Source organism: Bacillus sp. K2I17 (assembly GCF_002209985.1).
Taxonomy (GTDB): Bacteria; Bacillota; Bacilli; order Bacillales; family Bacillaceae_G; genus Bacillus_A; species Bacillus_A wiedmannii.
The window spans coordinates 399096-415994 of the sequence record NZ_NJGF01000001.1 but is presented as its reverse complement, the minus strand read 5'-3'; the positions used below and the strand labels follow the sequence as shown (position 1 = coordinate 415994).

Genomic DNA, 16899 nt, shown 5'->3' with positions numbered 1-16899 from the left:
GGTGGCAATTGCCACCTCTTATTATTTTATAGTAAATTAAGTACTTTTTCTACTTTGATTCCTTTATCTTGTAAAGAACGAAGGCGATTTACAACGTCCATAATTTCTTTGTCAAATGTAACGCTAATACCTTGGCTTTGTAGTTCTTTTTTTAAGCTTTCAATAGAATCATCTATGTCGATGCCAAGCTCGTAATCTTGACAAACTTCAATTGTCTTTTTCACAAGTTTCACATAATTTTCTTGTAGTTTTGTATTTGTTTCAGTCAAAGCAGGTTGCTTCGGTTTTGCAGGAGCGACCGGTGCTGTCTCTTGCTTTGTAACTGGAGTTGGTGCTGCTTTTTTCACAGGTGCTGGAGTAGATAATTCCACAGCTGCTTCTACACTTACTGGCTTCGGTGTCGGTACCGGAGTAGGTTTAGATGCTGCAGGTGTTTCTACTCGCGTAACAGGTTTTGGAGCAGGTGTAACTGCTTTTGGAGCTTCTACAACTACTTCTTTTTTCGGAGTAGCTTCTACAACAGTTTCTTCTTGCTCAGCAGCTTCTTTATTTTCTTTGCTCCACATAACGCGTTCAACTTCTAGAGAAACATTATTTTTGTTCATCGCTGTTAATGTAACTTTACCAACTTCAGCGTTCCCAGTGAAATCAACAATTTTATAAATAACACTCTTGTTCCAATCCACGTTTCCGCTCAAAAATAATTCTTCGTTACATTTCGGCGTTAAGCCCTCGATTTTAATTTCTGCGTTTACACCGTTTTCACTATATACCATAATTAGCGAAGCATTTACATCTTCGTCTGCTAACATTAGTTCACGTACCATTTTGCCGGTGCGTACTTGCGTTTTCTTCTTAACTGACATTTAATTTCTCCTCTCAAAAATTCAGTAATAATAAAAAAATCGTATAACGAAAAATAATTGCTCACGAAGATTTATGATACCGATAATAAAAGCACCACGTCAACAATTAACTTTAATTATTTTGCATTTTTCTTATTTTCTTTATGAAATTTTTCAATTTGTAAAATTAGACAGAAGAAAAACAGCCTTTTGAAAGGCTGTTAAAATTTAGATGTTTTATATAAAAATTTGTACAAAATATAAAAAGAAAGTGTAACAAGAGCACCTTGCCAAATAGATAAATTATAAAATAAATACGGTTTCGTTTTAAAAAATACGTTTAAAAAAACTGATAAGATAAAGGGTACGAATACTGATAATAAGAGAATTGCTTTTTGTTTCCAGGAAACCAGTATTGTAAAAGAAAAACGTCTAAATAAAGAAAAAGTTATGAAAGCACCAATTGCTAAAACGATAGCAGATAATATTGTTCCAGGAATACTAAATGGAATTCCCGAAGCGTTTGTATCTGAAAATAGTTTTTGCATAAGAGTAGCGAATGTATCATATCCAATTTGAATAGCTAATAATAAACTAACTGCAAATCCAATAACGGCAGTTTGTTGCAAAGTATTCTGATGTTCTGAAGAGCTAATCAATTCATCGCAGTAAGTTTTTAAATCTTTTCCGAAAATATCATGTGCATTTTTACCGTCTTCTTGTGCTTCTAAAAGATGATCCAATATTTCTAAAAGTAATTCCTCCATTTGCTTTTGTGGAACGTTAGTAAAGCGTAAATAAATAAGCATATCACCGTAAGCAGCTTCGTTTTCAGCTGTTAATAACTTTCTTTTTTCATTGTTTAACTTAACCATTTCTTTTTCGGTCATCGTATCGTTACTCCTTTTTAAAGTCAAAATATTCTTTTTTGAAGAAGATTTTGTATAGTGCATAGCAAGAGATAGCCAGTAAAGCACCAATCCAAGGTGAGGTTTGTAATGTAGTATAGGGCTGTTTAATAAATAAAAAGGAAATCCCGATTAATAGTATCCATAGGCTATGGCGTATTAAAAAAATCCCTACATGTCTCCAAATAGTTGTTTTGTTTTTAAATAAATCAATGTTAATAAAGTCGAAGATAAAACGTATGATGAGATGTATGGACAGTATAAATACAAGCAGATAAATGAAATCAATGTGTACAAATTTAAAACGTGTTTCATTTGAAAATAAGGGTAATACCAATGCAATTACGGAAGAAACAGCAAAATATATTGCTAATAGATAACTAGTTATAAATAAAGGAATCGATAATTGTTCCCATAAACTTGGCTTCGGCAGGGCGGCAATTAGTTCGTCACAGTATGTTTGTAAGTTTTTTCCAAAAATATCATAAGCATTTTTTTCTTCTTGTTGTGCTTCAATAAGGTGATCTAGAATTTCAATTAGCAGTTCTTCCGTTTGGTATTCGGGTACTTTAGCTAAGCGGATGTATATTAACATGTCACTATAGGCGGTTTCATTTTCTATAGTTAATAATTTACGCTTTTCGTTATTTAGTTCGATTAAATCTTTCGCCTTCATCCCTATCACTCTCCCTGTAATAAATTGTTCACCGTTGTTGAAACCATTCCCCAGCTTTGTTTAAATTCTTCAAGCTGTTCTAATCCTTTATCGGTTACGTGATAATATTTACGTTTTGGACCGAGTGAGGAGGCTTTTAATGTTCCTTCAATCAATTTTTCTTTTTGCATACGTAACAATAACGGATATATGCTTCCTTCGCTTACGAATGTAAATCCGTGTTTATTTAATTTTGTACTCAGTTCATATCCGTACACTTCTTCTTGTGAAATGATGTATAGGATGCAACCTTCGAGCACACCTTTTAACATTTGGCTGTGCATGATTTCACCACCTTTTACTCAGGTAACTTGCGTTGCAAGGTAGCTGTTATCCAAATTATAACATTCAGTAACTTGCAACGCAAGTTACTGGAGTGGAAAACTTTAATGAGTGTTAATTTTTCATCGTTTCCCATACTAACGAGAGGAGGGAAGTATATGAAACCATTTATGCCAAAACTCGTTTACTTTGAACCGAAGGCACTCGAATATCCGCTTGGAAAAGAGCTGTATGAGAAGTTTACGAAGATGGGATTAGAAATTCGTGAAACGACATCCCATAATCAAATTAGAAATTTGCCAGGTGAAAATGACTTGCAAAAGTATCGTAATGCAAAGGCAACACTTGTCGTTGGGGTGAGGAAAACATTAAAGTTTGATACGTCAAAACCGTCAGCTGAATATGCAATCCCGCTCGCAACGGGGTGTATGGGACATTGTCATTATTGCTATTTGCAAACAACACTTGGGAGTAAGCCTTACGTTCGCGTGTATGTCAATCTTGATGAAATATTTGAGAAGGCAAAGCAGTATATGGATGAAAGAGCACCAGAAATAACAAGGTTTGAAGCGGCTTGTACATCAGATATTGTTGGAATTGATCATTTAACACATGCATTAAAGCGGGCGATTGAATTCATTGGAGAAAGTGAGCATGGGCGTTTACGTTTCGTTACGAAATATTCGCACGTTGATCATTTATTAGATGCAAAACATAATGGGAAAACTCGTTTTCGATTTAGTATTAATTCACGGTATGTAATCAAAAATTTTGAGCCGGGGACATCACCTTTTGAAGAACGAATTGAAGCAGCTCGTAAAGTAGCGGGCGCGGGTTATCCACTTGGGTTTATAGTTGCGCCACTTTATATGCATGAAGGATGGGAAGAAGGATACCGTGAACTATTTGAGCGACTGTACAATGCGCTAAAAGATTTGTCGATACCGAATTTAACATTTGAATTAATTCAACATCGCTTTACAAAACCAGCAAAAAAGGTCATTCAAGAGCGTTATCCGAATACGAAGCTTGAAATGGATGAAGAGAAGCGCAAATATAAATGGGGACGATATGGCATCGGGAAATACGTATATAAAAAAGATGATGCAGAAGTATTGGAAGAAACGATTAGAGGATATATTCATCACTTTTTTCCTAACGCAGAAATTCAATATTTTACATGAAAAGAACTTGTATTGGAATGCAAGTTCTTTTTTCTTTTAAATATTTAGGCTTGTTTTCAACTTGTCACGTTATTCTTTCTGGTGTATCATTTTATTGATTGCTTCGTACGGAATGAGCAAAATGAAATTGGATGGAGGAAACCGATGCCTACCCCTAGTATGGAAGATTATATTGAACAAATTTATTTGTTGATTGATGAAAAGGGTTATGCCCGCGTATCTGATATTGCTGAAGCGCTGAGTGTACATCCATCCTCTGTAACAAAAATGGTGCAAAAATTAGACAAAGATGAATATCTAATTTATGAAAAATATAGAGGGCTTGTATTAACATCAAAAGGTAAAAAAATCGGAGAGCGTCTCGTATACCGTCATGACTTGCTAGAGCAATTTATGCGTATTATCGGTTTGGATGAAAGTAAAATTTACAATGATGTAGAAGGAATTGAACATCATTTAAGTTGGGAAGCAATTGACCGCATTGGTGATCTAGTGCAATATTTTGAACAAGATGAGATTCGAGTGGAAACACTTCGTGGCGTTCAAAAAGCAAATGAAGAGAAAAGTAATTAAGGGGGAACGTATGTCGTTTCCTTTTTTATTTCAACCGAAAAGGATGGGGAAATTATGAAAGCAATTATTTTTGATTTTGATGGATTAATTGTGGACACAGAAACAATATGGTTTCACTCTTTCAGAGACGCCGTTCGTGAGTACGGTGGGGAGTTACCTTTAGAGGAATTTGCAAAATGTATTGGAACGACAGATGATGTACTATATGCATATTTAAATGAGCAATTAAAAGAGAAGTTTAACAAGGATGCATTAAAAGAAAAAGTGAAAACTTTACATAAAGAGAAAATGAAAATACCAGAAGCTCGTGACGGGGTAAAAGAATATTTAGAGGAAGCGAAAGAAATGGGATTGAAAATCGCATTAGCTTCCAGTTCATCTAGAGAATGGGTTACTTCTTTTTTGGAAGAGCTACAAATTCGAGATTATTTTGAAGTCATTAAAACAAGGGAAGATGTTGAGAAGGTAAAACCGGATCCAGCACTTTATCGAATTGCGATAGAAGATTTAGGGATTGATCCGTCTGAAGCTGTTGTATTTGAAGACTCGTTAAACGGATTAAAAGCAGCGATTGCAGCAGGATTAAAGTGCGTTGTTGTACCTAATGATGTGACACGGAATTTACCATTTGAAAATCATCATCTTCGAATTGAAAGTATGAAAGATAAAAGTTTGAAAGAAGTACTACAAAATATAAAAAAAGACCGTATTTCCTAAAAGGAAGCACGGTCTTTCTTTTTGTTTTTTTTACCTTCAATGACAGTTAAATGAGATTGTTTTCTTTTTCGCTTCAAAGTGGAAGGAGCGCCTTTCTTACCTTTGTCATTAGAAGCGTTTGATTTCAAGAAAGAATTGCTTAGGGGTGCTACATTTTGTTTCCCATGTTTGCGGTTCGATTGTTTCGCTGCACGCTTATAAGAGCTTTGCGAATTTGCAGAACCACTAGAATTTGTAAACATCTTGTATAGCAAATAAAAGATACCGACAACAAGTAACATGTACCCAATATTTCTTAATACACCCATTGGATTTGTAATGACAGATGAGACAAGGCCGAATATTGCTAATCCGATAATAAGCATAACTATAGCGAATGTAAACGAACGACCGTTCATAAGGGACACCTCCTAAAAACATATATTAAATTAGTATATTAACGATGAGGAAAGGAGTTGAACACCAATTTTAAATAATTATTGTTTGTTTTCTAAACGTAATAATTCTTCAAACGATGCAATGGCTACTTCCACTTGATCATCTGTTGGTTCTTTCGTTGTTAATAGTTGCAGCCATAATCCGGGATATCCAAGTATGCGTAATACTGGAATATCGCGTAATCGATTTGTAAATTGTAACACTTCAAAAGAAATGCCGAGAACGACTGGAATTAATAAAATTCGGTTTACGACTCTGGCCCAAAGTGGATCTGTAGGGACAAGGAAATAAACAAACATTCCAATAATGACTGTAAATATAATAAAGCTACTGCCACAGCGATAATGAAGGCGAGTTTGTTTTTGAACATTTTCTACAGTCATTGGAAGATTATTCTCATAGGCATTAATTACTTTATGCTCCGCACCATGGTACTGAAATACCCGCTTAATAAGTGGGGTTAAAGAAATAAAGTATATATAGCTCAATAATAGCATGAGCTTAATGACACTTTCGACAATGATTTGCCCTGTATGAGAAGGGAAAATCGGTCTTGTTAATTCAGCTAGTAGTGCAGGAACTGCTGTGAAAATGACTTTACCGAATATGAAAGATAAAACGCCAACTGCTGCAACTCCTAATACCATCGTTAATTTCGATTGTTCTTCTTTGTTATTTGCAATTTGTTCGTCTTCTTCTGGGTGGACATCAAATCGTTCTGAAGCAAAGTTTAAATGTTTTGCTCCATTCGCACTTGCATCCACAATAGCGGCAATCCCTCGTAAAAATGGAATTTTTTTCAGGATAGATAATGCTTTATTACGAACGCGTGGTAATCGATAAAATTCAATCGATTTGTCTTTACGACGAACCGCTGTAACAGTATATTCTCTACCGCCAAACATAACTCCTTCTATGACTGCTTGCCCGCCATATATTTGTTTTGACTCTTCTGCCATGTTAACACCAACCTGTATTTGTTTCTCTCTTATGTAGAAAAAGAGGCAATTGTCATACTGGGTTCTGTCATTTTGAAATAAGACAATCACCGAGTTTCCTTTATTTTATCGACAAATACAAGTATATGACAAGGAAAAATGTTACGAGAGTCGGATATTTCTTATTCTTTTTATAGACAAATTTCGCAGTATTTAAACATGGTTCAAAATAGTTTCGGGCATACTATTGAGCGGAGGTGTCGATGTGAGTCAAGAACAATTAGGAACAAGGAATTTTGTACAAATTGGTTTATTTGGTGGAATCTTTTGGGGGGGGATATGGTATTTCCTTCATATATTTTCATTTACGGAAGCAGGACCGAACTATTTACTTTTACCATTTGCCTTTGGAAGCTGGAAAGAAGGGGTATGGGGCAATGTGTCAGGAATTGTTTGTATGGGACTACTTTCGATTTTAATTGCCTTTTTGTATAAAGCGTTTTTGGCAAAGTTTGAAGGAATTATTCCAGGGATGATTTATGGGCTATTTTGGTGGGCGTTACTATTTTTCGGAATGGGATTAATAGCGCCTGCCATTAAAAGTGCACTCCATTTACCGAAAGAAACAATTGTGACGACGATATGTATTTTTATATTGTATGGTGTGTTTATAGCATACTCTGTTTCCTACGCAGTAAATACCAATAAAGCTGAGCGAGAAGGGGAAGAGAAGACAAACTATTCAAATAAGTGACTCCTATGTTAAAATGTTGTATAGATATTTAATATTAAGGAGTTTTAAACATATGAAAAAGGTACTCCTCGTAAACGGTCCTAACCTAAATCGCCTCGGTGTCAGGGAGGTAAATGTATATGGAAAGGGCACGCTAGCGACACTTGAAGCAGATATGAAGCAAGAAGCAGAAACAATGGGAGTGGAGTTAGAATGTTTCCAATCGAATCATGAAGGTGCGATTATCGATCGTATTCATGAGGCGGAAGATATATATGAAGGGATCATTTTAAATCCTGGAGCATTTACGCATTATAGCTATGCGATTCGAGATGCAATTGCGAGCATTTCGATTCCTGTTATTGAAGTACATATTTCTAACATTCACCAGCGTGAGTCGTTCCGTCACGAATCTGTGACGGCAGCTGTTTGTGCGGGACAAATTGTTGGATTTGGTTTTTATGGCTATAAGTTAGCGTTATTTGCATTAATGGAGAAATTGAGGGAGGCATAAAGTAATGGAGAAAGTCGAAAGAGTAAGAAGTGCATTTGATGAGGCTGGTATTGACGGTATTTTGTTAACAAATGAACATAGTCGTAGATATATGGCTAACTTCACAGGAACAGCTGGTGTTGTACTGATTTCGAAAAATCGTGCTCAATTTATTACAGATTTCCGTTATGTAGAGCAGGCTAGTAAACAAGCGGTTGGATACGAGATTGTACAGCATGCAGGATTAATCATTGATGAAGTTGCAAAGCAAGTGAAGGAACTGGGAATTCAAAAGCTTGGCTTTGAGCAAGATACTCTTACATATAGTTCTTATTCAGCGCATAAAGAAGTAATCGATGCTGAATTTATCCCAACTTCTGGGCTTGTAGAAAAGTTACGCTTGATAAAGACTGATTCAGAGATTAAGATATTAAAGGAAGCTGCACAGATTGCAGATGCTGCCTTTGAACATATTCTATCATTCATTCGCCCGGGAGTATCTGAAATTGAAGTGTCAAATGAACTTGAATTTTTCATGAGAAAACAAGGAGCAACATCTTCTTCGTTTGATATTATCGTTGCTTCAGGTCTTCGTTCGGCATTACCGCACGGCGTGGCATCTGAAAAAGTGATAGAAACAGGAGATTTCGTTACATTAGACTTCGGCGCTTATTACAAAGGATATTGTTCTGATATTACTCGTACGATTGCAGTTGGTGAACCATCTGATAAATTGAAAGAAATTTATAATATCGTTTTAGAAGCACAATTACGTGGTGTGAACGGTATTAAAGCTGGTTTAACAGGCCGTGAAGCGGATGCGTTAACGCGCGATTACATAACGGAAAAAGGATATGGTGAATACTTTGGACACTCTACTGGTCATGGAATTGGTCTTGAAATCCATGAAGCACCAGGTTTAGCGTTCCGTTCTGATACAGTACTTGAACCAGGAATGGCTGTAACAGTAGAACCAGGTATTTATATTCCAGGTATTGGCGGCGTACGTATTGAAGATGATATCATTGTAACAAGTGAAGGTAATGAAGTAATTACGAAATCACCAAAAGAACTTATTATTTTGTAATATACAGGAGGATTTTTTTACATGATTTCAGTAAACGATTTTCGTACAGGTTTAACAATTTCAGTGGACAATGCCCTTTGGCAAGTAATGGATTTCCAACACGTAAAGCCAGGTAAAGGTGCTGCATTCGTTCGCTCTAAACTACGTAACCTTCGCACAGGATCTGTTCAAGAGAAAACATTCCGTGCAGGTGAAAAAGTAGAAAAAGCACACATCGAAAACCGTCGTATGCAATACTTATACGCGAGCGGTGAGTCTCACGTATTTATGGATAACGGAACTTACGAGCAAATCGAACTTGGTGAAAACCAAATCGAGCGCGAACTTAAATTCCTAAAAGAAAACATGGAAGTATCTATTATGACATACCAAGATGAAGTACTTGGTGTTGAACTTCCGAACACAGTTGAATTAAAAGTGTCAGAAACAGAGCCTGGTATTAAAGGCGATACAGCTTCTAACGTAACAAAACCAGCTACATTAGAAACTGGTCTTGTTGTACAAGTACCAATCTTCATTAACGAAGGCGAAATGCTTATCATCAACACTGGTGAAGGTAAATACGTTTCTCGTGCATAGTAGAAAAGCACTCGTGATCATCACGAGTGCTTTTTTTTTATAGGAAATAGGGTAGATAGTAAATAGCAGTGATAATAAAACTAACTAAAACAAGTGAAAGAGTACCCGCCATATATGGAGTGAAAACAATTTGAAATGGTTTTATTTCGCCAGTCTCAACGCCAGTCAGTGTTTTACTTATTGCGTGATCCGTAATGTTGTTTCTATGAGTATTCATAATAATTAACCACATAATTGCAAATATCGCTAAACTACCAAGGAAAAAGGTCTCCATAAATGACCAACTGACCAATTTTGAAAAAAGATAAATAAGAGCTAATTCTATTACAATTGTTAAACTAATTTTCAATACCTTCATACTTTCCCCCCTCATTTTGCACATATAGTCAATTTTTAAAAAATGGCGCGATACGATATGTAGTACACGAGATGACTTTAGTTCTATCTCTCATGCTGCATCGTCTATACTCCCCATCACTACTGAATATACCATAATACCCCATTAGACAATACGAATATTCGGACTACGGATAGAGAAATATTATGTTTTTACTTCTGAAATAGACAACCCCTGCATATGGTTGTACAAATATATTCTTTTTCAGCATATAGCATTAGTAACCGTTATGGGAGAAGGTGGGAGAATGAAACAGTGGCTAGCGGCAATGGAAACATCCGTGCTTGTAATGGGGTTACTTCGGTTGTTTTCAGGTAGCGCGGAAATATTCGCCGCTTTGCTTATGCTTTATGTGAATGATGCGAAGAAAGCATTGTTTATAAATGGTATGTTGGCGTTTGTTGGACCGACCGTATTAATTTTAACAATGACAATAGGCATAGCGAGTGTGGCAAGTGAGATTTCTTTCTTGAAACTCTTTTTTCTAGCGCTTGGAATTGGCTGCATTTTTATCGCGTTGTTGAAATAGTAAGTCGAGTATAGTGGGGAGAAGCTGATGAAAGAAGTATTAGAAGTTTTACCGAAAACGATGAAGCAGCTAGTGGAAAGTTGTAAGCAATACGATGCTCTAGAGGAAATTCGTGTTCGAATTGGAAGACCGCTAGAGTGTATTGCTCATGGCGAAGTGTTTTTTTATGACTATATCGTTACAGCAGAGGATGCCATTTACTTATTGAATAAGTTAAGTCAATTCTCAATTTATACGATGGAAGAGGAATTAAAACGTGGGTATGTGACACTTCGAGGAGGACATAGAATCGGCTTAGCTGGAAAAGTCATTACAGAAAAAAGCGCAGTGAAAATGATTCGAGATGTCTCTTCCTTTAATATTCGTATCGCTCGTCAAAAAATAGGAATTGCTGAACCACTTTTGCCGTATTTGTATGAATCACGATGGTTAAACACGATGGTAATTGGCCCACCGCAAACGGGGAAAACAACACTTTTAAGAGATGTAGCACGTTGCATGAGTCAAGGTGTAAGTGTTTCGAAAATTCCTTCTTGTAAAGTGGGGATTGTTGATGAGCGGTCAGAAATTGCAGGCTGCGTGAAAGGTATTCCGCAATATGACTTCGGCACACGAGTAGATGTGTTAGACGCATGTCCAAAAGCTGAAGGAATGATGATGATGATTCGTTCTATGAGTCCAGATGTTTTGATTGTAGATGAAATTGGACGTAAAGAAGATAGTGAAGCAATTATGGAGGCGGTGCATGCTGGGGTTCAGCTTTTTATAAGCGCACATGGATTTTCTTATGATGATGTTGTGAAACGTCCATCACTAAAAGCGGTGCTGGAGCTCGGTATATTTGATAGGTTTGTGGAGCTATCAAAAGCAAGAGGGCCAGGAACAGTTATGCAAGTAAAAGATAAATATGGAAAATCGGTATTACCTCATAGAAAGGCTGAGGGCGTATGGTAAAAATATTTGGTGCAGTGTTAATCGTTGCGGTCAGCACCTTTTTCGGATTTTCATACGCTAAAAGATACAGTGAGAGACCAAGGCAACTTAGATTATTAAAAGCGGCACTTCAATCATTAGAGGCAGAAATTATGTATGGGCACACACCTTTGTCTGAAGCTGCCGAGCGATTAGTGAAACAAATGCCTAAGCCGTTAAATTGGATATTTCAAAGTTTTGCTAGAAGGCTAGAAGGCGGAGAACAAACAGTAAGAGAAGCTTGGATAGATAGTTTGAAAGAAAATTGGAAGCTAACAGCATTTCAACAAACTGAGTACGAAATTTTGCAGCAATTTGGCGAAACGCTCGGACAACATGATCGAGAATCACAACAAAAACATATTCGCTTATGTATTACACATTTAGAGAGAGAAGAAGAGGAAGCGAAAGCATTACAACTGCAATACGAAAAAATGATCAAGAGCTTAGGGGTACTAGCGGGTCTACTTATCGTAATTTTACTGCTATAGGAGGGAGAAAGGCGATGTCCATTGATGTTGGATTAATATTTCAAATCGCCGGAATCGGCATTGTTTTAGCTTTTATTCATACCGTACTAAAAGAATTAAAGCGAGAGGATATTGCAAATTGGGTTATCCTTGTCGGTTTTGTCGTTATTTTATTTCATGTGGCATTTTTAATTAATACGCTATTCGACAAGATTAAGAGTGTCTTTCTCTTCCAGTAAAGGAGGCGGTTCGAATCGAAATTATACAAATTGTCGGATTAGGCCTCGTTGCTACGTTTTTAGCAGCTGTATTGAATCAGCATAAATCTAGCATTACGTCGTTATTTATTGTGTTCGTAGGTAGCGTGATGTTTCTTCTTTTAATTGATCAAATTCACTCTATTTTACAAATGATTGAGAGAGTAGCGAGTGAAGCAAAAGTTAGCAACGTATATGTAGAAACGTTGCTAAAAATTATTGGAATTGCTTATATTGCTGAGTTTGGAGCACAAATTACAAAAGATGCAGGGCAGGGGGCAATCGCTTCGAAAATTGAATTAGCTGGAAAAATCTTGATTTTAGTAATGGCGATTCCTATTTTGACGGTTGTCATTGAAACTATTCTCGGATTTTTACCGACGGGATAAGGGGGAGTGAATGTTGAGGGGGTTTGGAGCTAAGCTGCTATTTGCTTGCTTCCTTTTCTTTTCTTTACCGGTTGTTGTACAAGCTTCTCCTGTAGAAACAAACGTCGTTGATCAACAATTGGATAAGCTCGGAATTGAAGATGTGAAGCAATTTTGGGACGGGCTTGTTACAAAATATGGAGGTTATTTACCAGAGAGTCAAAAAGGTAGTTTTATGGAGTTTGTAAAGGGAGAAAAAGAAATTTCTATAAAAGAGTGGATGCTAGGTTTATTAAAGTATTTATTTCACGAGCTTGTTGCAAATGGGAAGCTGCTGGGAACGCTCATTATGCTTACAATTTTTAGTGCATTGTTGCAATCACTGCAATCTGCATTTTCAAAGAGTAGTGTAAGTAAAATTGCGGATGCAGTTGTATATATGGTACTTATTATTTTCGCTTTAAATAGTTTTTATGTCGTCATGACATATGCAAGAGAAACGATACAAACAATGGTAGATTTCATATTAGCGCTATTGCCAATCTTGCTTGCACTCATAGCAACTGGAGGTGGTGTTGTATCTGTATCGTTTTTTCATCCGATTATCATCTTTTTAATGAACACGAGCGGGCTTTTGATGAATTATATCGTTCTACCACTTTTATTACTTGCAACGATATTAAGTATTGTAAGTACGATGAGTGATCAATATAAAGTTACGAAATTGTCCAAGCTTCTGCAAAACGTTAGCGTTGGGATTATCGGTATTTTTTTAACGATTTTTTTAGGGGTATTATCTGTACAAGGAACAGCGACAGCTGTTGCTGATGGAATAGCTGTGAAAACTGCTAAATTTGTAACAGGGAACTTTATTCCCGTAGTAGGAAGAATGTTTACAGAGGCGGCGGATACTGTTATTAGTGCATCGGGATTATTAAAAAACACAGTCGGAATTATCGGGCTCGTCATTCTATGCTTAATTGTTGCTTTTCCAGCGATTCAAATTTTTTGTATCGCGTTTATTTATAAATTCGCAGCAGCAGTATTACAGCCAGTTGGCAGCGGAGCAATTATTCAATGTTTAGATATTATCGGGCGAAGCATCATTTATGTATTTGCTTGCTTAGCTATCGTATCATTTATGTTCTTTTTAAGTATCACAATTATTATTGCTGCGGGGAACATTACACTTATGATGCGGTAGGAGGTGAAGGGTATGCAATTTGTTACAGAGTGGATTAGAAATATTATCGTTTTTTTACTCTTAGCGACAATGCTTCATCTTATTCTTCCAAATTCAAATTTGCAAAAGTACGTTAAATTCGTTGTAAGTCTATTATTAGTTGTTTTAATCTTAACGCCCCTTTTTAAACTACTGCAAACAGATGTGAATGAAGTAATCGCAAATTTTAATGAAGAGAAGTACGTAGCAGAAGGATCTGTAAAAAATTCAATAGATTCGAAGAAAAAAGAAATACAAGCTCTAACACGTGCATATAGTTTAGAAGAGATGGCTACCAAAATGAAAAAAGAAGTAGGAAAAGAATTCGAGAAAAAGTATGGTATGACAGTCTCTGAAATACAAATAGTCGCAGCGGAAAGTACAGCGGAAGTAAAGTCAGCAAAAGATATTCAAACTGTTGTTGTGACGTTGAAAGAAAAAGAACGTAGTAAAAATGATGCAATCGAAACAGTAAAACCAGTTGAAATTAACACGAAGGAACCTCCGAAAAAAGTAGAAGAAACGAATGTGGAAATGAAAGATTTCTTTTCAAGCAGATGGCAACTAGAGAATAAACAAATCCAAGTTCAAATGGAAGGGAGGACAGGTAGAGTAAATGGACAATAAAGATAAAAATTCGAAGTTCTCATTTTTTCGAAACTTATTGAATGGGGATGAAAAAGAAAGCAATGAGAAGGGAAAAAAGATAACACCTAAGTTTTTACTTGTCCTACTCATACTTGGGATTTTGCTTATGTTTTCTAGTAGTCTTTTTTCAAGTAAAAAAGAAGAAGTACCTGTATTTAAAGAACAAAAAACGCAAAACCAAGAAAAAGACGTACCAACTTTTGGACAAAAAAATAATGATAGTATGTCAAATGTAGAAAAGTATGAAAAAGCGTATGAACAAGAATTAAAAGCAGCTTTAGAAGAAATAGCGGGAGTAAAAAATGTAACGATTAAAGTGAATTTAGATTCATCTGAAGAAAAAATATTAGAAAAAAATACAGTGAAACGTTCACAAACAACAGGTGAAACAGATAAAACAGGCGGTCAGAGGAAAGTAGAAGATGAGTCCCTTGATGAAAAGACCGTCATTATACGTGAAGGGGATAAAGAAACTCCCGTTGTTTTACGAACAGAGAAACCGAAAGTGCGAGGTGTTCTTGTCGTAGCAAAGGGAGTGGATAATATACAAGTTAAAGCGATGGTAAAAGAAGCTGTCATACGGCTGCTAGATGTACCAGCCCATCGCGTTTCAGTTTCACCGAAAAATTGATAGGGAGGAAATAAAGTGTTAAAAAAACAAACGGTTTGGCTATTAACGATGTTAAGTTTAGTTGTTGTACTATCTGTTTATTACGTAACAACTCCTGACAAAATGAATACAGCATCGCCGGCAACAGGTGAAAAGATTGGACAAGAAAAACAAGGTACTGACAAAGCAGTAACAAATGAAGCACCTAAAGAAACGCCAAAAAAAGAAAATACAAGCAAGGAAACATCAAATAAAGAAACAAATAAAGAAACAGACAAAAAAGAGAGTGCTAACAAAGAAACAAGTAAAAAAGATGCTAACGTAACAGTTCAATCAAGTGATGAAAATTTCACAGCGTTACGTATGCAAATGGAAGATCAGCTAAGTGAACAAAAATCAAGATTACAAGAAGTCATGAATTCAGCAAAATCTTCAGCAACAGAAAAGAGTAAAGCGAAAGATAATTTTGATGCAATTACTACAATGGAAACGAAGCAAGAATTACTTGAGACAGTGATTAAGTCTCAAGGAGGATATAAAGATGCCCTTGTAAGAGCTGATGGAACTGACATTAAAGTAACTGTGAAAGCAGCAAAGCATTCACAAAAAGAAGCGAATAAAATTATACAGCTTGTAAGAAGTGAAGGCGGATCAAAAGATGTAGGTGTGAAATTTGATCCACCAACAAAATAAAAACTAATAATCCGCGGGGGAATCCCTCGCGGATTATTAGTTTTTACGAATCGGATTGTTTGAAAATAGTTATAGAAAAAAAGCTATCATTTTCGATAGCTTTTTTCTGTTTCGTCTTTGTAGTTGTTTTTATTATGTTCAACTCGGAACGGAGAAATACGCTGTGAGTAAAAGATTAGCGGTTCATGGTAATGATGATTACTTTTTCCGGATTTGACGTGGATGAAGAGAACGAATGCCCAGACCATTACGGCAGGTAAGAAGAGAATGAGCCATATCATATGTCCACACCTCGATACGATATATTTTCTACACTTTGAACATACTATTCTTATATGAAGGAATGATGAACGGTGTGTAAACAAAAAAAAAATATTTGGTAAAAATATGTTGTTGACTATAGATGAGGTGAAGAGTGGAGCGGTAATGATTTGTTTATTGTGTAGCATTGTGAAAAAAGTAAGGAATGTTTTTTTAGAAGTGGTCTTGCCAATTTTGTGTGAAACTTGGTATTATTACTAGGTAATAAATTTTTATTGGAATAATATTTTTACAGGAGTTTCGATTTATTATAAAGAAATATAAATTGGAATGTTTAAAAAATTTATCGTAAGATGGAAATAGCAATTATTTCTATTAGTAAATGAAATGCATTTTCTAATAGAGTACATCGTATTTTTACAGTCAATCTAGTTTTAGTGACGATAATCTGTAAAAACGGGACAAACAAGAGTATGGGAGTGGATTTTACATGTTTAAAATTCAAGAAGTTCGTGAATTAATTAAATTAATTGATAGCTCTAATATTGATGAATTTGAATACAAAAAAGATGGTACGACAATCAAAATGAAAAAGCGTGGTAATGAAGTTGTTGCGGTGCAAGCACCTGTAGCAAAACAAGTCGTGCAACCAGTAGCACCTGTTGAAGTTGAAACAACAGTAGCGGCAGCACAAGTGGAAGTACCAAAACAAGAAGAGCAAAAAGTGGTTCAAAATGAAAACCTACATAAAATTACATCACCGATGGTAGGTACATTCTATTCTTCATCTTCGCCTGATACACCTGCATATGTAAGTGTAGGAGACAGAGTATCAAAAGATTCTATCGTATGCATTGTTGAGGCTATGAAGTTATTTAATGAAATCGATGCAGATGTAGATGGGGAAATTGTTGAGATTCTTGTTAATAATGGACAGCTTGTTGAGTATGGACAACCGCTATTTCTTGTAAAAGCGTAAT

At 35.9% G+C, this 16899-nt stretch carries 25 protein-coding genes; 17 read left to right on the top strand and 8 right to left on the bottom strand.

Annotated elements, in window-relative coordinates:
• Nucleotides 1-26 precede the first annotated feature (26 nt).
• From CER22_RS02350 to CER22_RS02335, 4 genes are all read right to left on the bottom strand, one after another.
• Entirely contained in the window at nt 27-866 is an 840-nt protein-coding gene (locus CER22_RS02350) for a hypothetical protein (protein WP_000111931.1), read from the bottom strand.
• Nucleotides 867-1066: 200 nt separating this feature from the next.
• Nucleotides 1067-1735, bottom strand: a complete 669-nt coding sequence (locus tag CER22_RS02345; protein WP_088123385.1) for a DUF1048 domain-containing protein — start codon at nt 1733-1735, stop codon at nt 1067-1069.
• Nucleotides 1736-1742: 7 nt separating this feature from the next.
• Nucleotides 1743-2429, bottom strand: coding sequence for a DUF1129 family protein (locus CER22_RS02340; RefSeq protein ID WP_088608140.1), 687 nt, complete (start codon nt 2427-2429; stop codon nt 1743-1745).
• Nucleotides 2430-2434: 5 nt separating this feature from the next.
• Nucleotides 2435-2752, bottom strand: a complete 318-nt coding sequence (locus tag CER22_RS02335; RefSeq protein WP_000556083.1) for a PadR family transcriptional regulator — start codon at nt 2750-2752, stop codon at nt 2435-2437.
• Nucleotides 2753-2908: 156 nt separating this feature from the next.
• On the opposite strand from CER22_RS02335, the gene splB reads away from it, so the two are divergent.
• From splB to CER22_RS02320, 3 genes are all read left to right on the top strand, one after another.
• Nucleotides 2909-3934 (top strand): spore photoproduct lyase, encoded by a 1026-nt coding sequence (gene splB, locus CER22_RS02330; RefSeq protein ID WP_000802100.1) that lies wholly within the window; start codon nt 2909-2911, stop codon nt 3932-3934.
• Between the two features lie 144 nt (nt 3935-4078).
• Nucleotides 4079-4507, top strand: coding sequence for a transcriptional regulator MntR (gene mntR / locus CER22_RS02325; protein ID WP_001143070.1), 429 nt, complete (start codon nt 4079-4081; stop codon nt 4505-4507).
• Nucleotides 4508-4561: 54 nt separating this feature from the next.
• The gene (locus tag CER22_RS02320) at nt 4562-5224 is read left to right on the top strand and encodes an HAD family hydrolase (RefSeq protein WP_048546402.1); all 663 of its coding nucleotides are present in this window, start codon (nt 4562-4564) and stop codon (nt 5222-5224) included.
• Here CER22_RS02320 and CER22_RS02315 read toward each other — a convergent pair.
• Both CER22_RS02315 and CER22_RS02310 read right to left on the bottom strand, forming a co-directional pair.
• Entirely contained in the window at nt 5221-5622 is a 402-nt protein-coding gene (locus CER22_RS02315; protein ID WP_001014467.1) for an SA1362 family protein, read from the bottom strand. The two genes, CER22_RS02320 and CER22_RS02315, sit on opposite strands and share 4 nt — an antisense overlap.
• Nucleotides 5623-5700: 78 nt before the next feature.
• Complete coding sequence (locus tag CER22_RS02310) at nt 5701-6621, bottom strand: DUF1385 domain-containing protein (protein ID WP_000807116.1); 921 nt, start codon at nt 6619-6621, stop codon at nt 5701-5703.
• Between the two features lie 244 nt (nt 6622-6865).
• Here CER22_RS02310 and CER22_RS02305 point away from each other — a divergent pair, with 244 nt between their 5' ends.
• Genes CER22_RS02305 through efp form a run of 4 tightly spaced genes read left to right on the top strand, consistent with a single transcriptional unit; the run spans nt 6866 to nt 9492 of the window.
• A complete protein-coding gene (locus CER22_RS02305) occupies nt 6866-7354 on the top strand; it encodes a YqhR family membrane protein (protein WP_000076890.1) in 489 nt (162 codons plus the stop codon).
• A gap of 52 nt (nt 7355-7406) precedes the next feature.
• Nucleotides 7407-7847: a type II 3-dehydroquinate dehydratase gene (aroQ, locus tag CER22_RS02300; protein WP_000757087.1), complete on the top strand. Its 441-nt coding sequence runs from the start codon at nt 7407-7409 to the stop codon at nt 7845-7847.
• A gap of 4 nt (nt 7848-7851) precedes the next feature.
• Nucleotides 7852-8913: a Xaa-Pro dipeptidase gene (gene pepQ, locus CER22_RS02295; protein ID WP_088608139.1), complete on the top strand. Its 1062-nt coding sequence runs from the start codon at nt 7852-7854 to the stop codon at nt 8911-8913.
• 21 nt (nt 8914-8934) lie between these two features.
• On the top strand, nt 8935-9492 hold the full coding sequence (gene efp, locus CER22_RS02290; RefSeq protein WP_000626521.1) for an elongation factor P: 558 nt from the start codon (nt 8935-8937) through the stop codon (nt 9490-9492).
• A gap of 37 nt (nt 9493-9529) precedes the next feature.
• Here efp and CER22_RS02285 read toward each other — a convergent pair whose 3' ends face one another.
• Nucleotides 9530-9850: a hypothetical protein gene (locus CER22_RS02285; RefSeq protein WP_060488302.1), complete on the bottom strand. Its 321-nt coding sequence runs from the start codon at nt 9848-9850 to the stop codon at nt 9530-9532.
• A 286-nt stretch (nt 9851-10136) separates the two neighbouring features.
• On the opposite strand from CER22_RS02285, the gene CER22_RS02280 reads away from it, so the two are divergent.
• Genes CER22_RS02280 through CER22_RS02240 form a run of 9 tightly spaced genes read left to right on the top strand, consistent with a single transcriptional unit; the run spans nt 10137 to nt 15658 of the window.
• The gene (locus CER22_RS02280) at nt 10137-10418 is read left to right on the top strand and encodes a YqhV family protein (RefSeq protein ID WP_000816054.1); all 282 of its coding nucleotides are present in this window, start codon (nt 10137-10139) and stop codon (nt 10416-10418) included.
• Between the two features lie 27 nt (nt 10419-10445).
• Nucleotides 10446-11372, top strand: coding sequence for a stage III sporulation protein AA (gene spoIIIAA, locus CER22_RS02275; RefSeq protein ID WP_088608138.1), 927 nt, complete (start codon nt 10446-10448; stop codon nt 11370-11372).
• A complete protein-coding gene (spoIIIAB, locus tag CER22_RS02270; RefSeq protein ID WP_000238693.1) occupies nt 11366-11881 on the top strand; it encodes a stage III sporulation protein SpoIIIAB in 516 nt (171 codons plus the stop codon). The genes spoIIIAA and spoIIIAB overlap by 7 nt, the downstream gene beginning before the upstream one ends.
• A 14-nt stretch (nt 11882-11895) precedes the next feature.
• Nucleotides 11896-12099, top strand: coding sequence for a stage III sporulation protein AC (gene spoIIIAC, locus CER22_RS02265; protein WP_000020914.1), 204 nt, complete (start codon nt 11896-11898; stop codon nt 12097-12099).
• Nucleotides 12100-12122: 23 nt separating this feature from the next.
• Nucleotides 12123-12506, top strand: a complete 384-nt coding sequence (gene spoIIIAD, locus CER22_RS02260; protein WP_079998460.1) for a stage III sporulation protein AD — start codon at nt 12123-12125, stop codon at nt 12504-12506.
• 10 nt (nt 12507-12516) lie between these two features.
• Complete coding sequence (gene spoIIIAE, locus CER22_RS02255; RefSeq protein ID WP_000943696.1) at nt 12517-13689, top strand: stage III sporulation protein AE; 1173 nt, start codon at nt 12517-12519, stop codon at nt 13687-13689.
• Nucleotides 13690-13701: 12 nt separating this feature from the next.
• The gene (gene spoIIIAF / locus CER22_RS02250) at nt 13702-14334 is read left to right on the top strand and encodes a stage III sporulation protein AF (protein WP_001161039.1); all 633 of its coding nucleotides are present in this window, start codon (nt 13702-13704) and stop codon (nt 14332-14334) included.
• Nucleotides 14324-14986, top strand: coding sequence for a stage III sporulation protein AG (spoIIIAG, locus tag CER22_RS02245; protein ID WP_087985167.1), 663 nt, complete (start codon nt 14324-14326; stop codon nt 14984-14986). The genes spoIIIAF and spoIIIAG overlap by 11 nt, the downstream gene beginning before the upstream one ends.
• A 15-nt stretch (nt 14987-15001) precedes the next feature.
• The gene (locus tag CER22_RS02240) at nt 15002-15658 is read left to right on the top strand and encodes a SpoIIIAH-like family protein (protein ID WP_087985166.1); all 657 of its coding nucleotides are present in this window, start codon (nt 15002-15004) and stop codon (nt 15656-15658) included.
• A gap of 86 nt (nt 15659-15744) precedes the next feature.
• Here the strand turns inward: CER22_RS02240 and CER22_RS02235 are convergent, their stop codons facing one another.
• Complete coding sequence (locus tag CER22_RS02235; RefSeq protein WP_002107729.1) at nt 15745-15939, bottom strand: hypothetical protein; 195 nt, start codon at nt 15937-15939, stop codon at nt 15745-15747.
• 470 nt (nt 15940-16409) lie between these two features.
• Here CER22_RS02235 and accB point away from each other — a divergent pair, with 470 nt between their 5' ends.
• The gene (gene accB, locus CER22_RS02230; protein ID WP_000472875.1) at nt 16410-16898 is read left to right on the top strand and encodes an acetyl-CoA carboxylase biotin carboxyl carrier protein; all 489 of its coding nucleotides are present in this window, start codon (nt 16410-16412) and stop codon (nt 16896-16898) included.
• Nucleotide 16899: the final 1 nt, after the last annotated feature.

Coding starts and splice junctions, on each gene's coding strand:
- CER22_RS02280 (WP_000816054.1), top strand. CDS start 10,137: ATGAAACAGTGGCTAGCGGCAATGGAAACATCCGTGCTTGTAATGGGG.
- splB (WP_000802100.1), top strand. CDS start 2,909: ATGAAACCATTTATGCCAAAACTCGTTTACTTTGAACCGAAGGCACTC.
- CER22_RS02315 (WP_001014467.1), bottom strand. CDS start 5,622: ATGAACGGTCGTTCGTTTACATTCGCTATAGTTATGCTTATTATCGGA.
- CER22_RS02320 (WP_048546402.1), top strand. CDS start 4,562: ATGAAAGCAATTATTTTTGATTTTGATGGATTAATTGTGGACACAGAA.
- CER22_RS02310 (WP_000807116.1), bottom strand. CDS start 6,621: ATGGCAGAAGAGTCAAAACAAATATATGGCGGGCAAGCAGTCATAGAA.
- spoIIIAC (WP_000020914.1), top strand. CDS start 11,896: ATGTCCATTGATGTTGGATTAATATTTCAAATCGCCGGAATCGGCATT.
- CER22_RS02345 (WP_088123385.1), bottom strand. CDS start 1,735: ATGACCGAAAAAGAAATGGTTAAGTTAAACAATGAAAAAAGAAAGTTA.
- accB (WP_000472875.1), top strand. CDS start 16,410: ATGTTTAAAATTCAAGAAGTTCGTGAATTAATTAAATTAATTGATAGC.
- aroQ (WP_000757087.1), top strand. CDS start 7,407: ATGAAAAAGGTACTCCTCGTAAACGGTCCTAACCTAAATCGCCTCGGT.
- spoIIIAA (WP_088608138.1), top strand. CDS start 10,446: ATGAAAGAAGTATTAGAAGTTTTACCGAAAACGATGAAGCAGCTAGTG.
- CER22_RS02285 (WP_060488302.1), bottom strand. CDS start 9,850: ATGAAGGTATTGAAAATTAGTTTAACAATTGTAATAGAATTAGCTCTT.
- spoIIIAF (WP_001161039.1), top strand. CDS start 13,702: ATGCAATTTGTTACAGAGTGGATTAGAAATATTATCGTTTTTTTACTC.
- CER22_RS02235 (WP_002107729.1), bottom strand. CDS start 15,939: ATGATATGGCTCATTCTCTTCTTACCTGCCGTAATGGTCTGGGCATTC.
- efp (WP_000626521.1), top strand. CDS start 8,935: ATGATTTCAGTAAACGATTTTCGTACAGGTTTAACAATTTCAGTGGAC.
- spoIIIAE (WP_000943696.1), top strand. CDS start 12,517: ATGTTGAGGGGGTTTGGAGCTAAGCTGCTATTTGCTTGCTTCCTTTTC.
- CER22_RS02335 (WP_000556083.1), bottom strand. CDS start 2,752: ATGCACAGCCAAATGTTAAAAGGTGTGCTCGAAGGTTGCATCCTATAC.
- CER22_RS02340 (WP_088608140.1), bottom strand. CDS start 2,429: ATGAAGGCGAAAGATTTAATCGAACTAAATAACGAAAAGCGTAAATTA.
- spoIIIAB (WP_000238693.1), top strand. CDS start 11,366: ATGGTAAAAATATTTGGTGCAGTGTTAATCGTTGCGGTCAGCACCTTT.
- CER22_RS02350 (WP_000111931.1), bottom strand. CDS start 866: ATGTCAGTTAAGAAGAAAACGCAAGTACGCACCGGCAAAATGGTACGT.
- spoIIIAG (WP_087985167.1), top strand. CDS start 14,324: ATGGACAATAAAGATAAAAATTCGAAGTTCTCATTTTTTCGAAACTTA.
- mntR (WP_001143070.1), top strand. CDS start 4,079: ATGCCTACCCCTAGTATGGAAGATTATATTGAACAAATTTATTTGTTG.
- pepQ (WP_088608139.1), top strand. CDS start 7,852: ATGGAGAAAGTCGAAAGAGTAAGAAGTGCATTTGATGAGGCTGGTATT.